This window comes from Lysobacter sp. TAB13 (genome assembly GCF_052113885.1).
Lineage (GTDB): Bacteria > Pseudomonadota > Gammaproteobacteria > Xanthomonadales > Xanthomonadaceae > Lysobacter > Lysobacter gummosus.
Genome location: NZ_JBFRDR010000172.1, coordinates 1 through 477, shown reverse-complemented (window position 1 = coordinate 477; position 477 = coordinate 1). Strand labels below are relative to the sequence as shown.

Here is a 477-nt window from a genome sequence, read left to right as displayed (position 1 = left end):
GGCGAAACCTGAGGTGGCGTCTGCGGCCCGGCTGACCGACGGCTCGCCACGCAAGCCCGGCATTCGTCGCGTCTTGAGGCCGGCAGTCCGCCTCGCGCCACGTCTCTCAGCGCCCTGCGCTTTCATCGTTTGGCCGACCACCACTCGTACAGCGTCGTTCACAAATATCGGCCGGCCGGTCTCTCGGCACACCGGTCCTCCGACGCCTGACCGTGGTCGGGTGAACTCGGATTCATTACGGTCTTGCGGATTCATATTCGTATGAATTACGGTGTATTGTAAGATATTCCGTAACGGGTACGATAATGGATCGCATAGACCGTATGATTTGCGAAATCGTGCAGCGTGACGGGCGCGCTTCCAGTGCGACCATCGCCGAAGCGGTTGGCCTTCCGGTTTCGACGGCAAATGATCGGCTCAGGCGCCTCGATGCCAACAAGGTCATCTCGGCCTGGCGCGGCATCCTCGACCCGGCGC

At 61.4% G+C, this 477-nt stretch carries 1 protein-coding gene; it reads left to right on the top strand.

The window, feature by feature from the left end:
• Positions 1-305 precede the first annotated feature (305 nt).
• Positions 306-477, top strand: a 172-nt coding sequence (locus tag AB4Y92_RS25670; protein WP_441822185.1) for an Lrp/AsnC family transcriptional regulator, incomplete at its 3' end; no start/stop codon positions are given.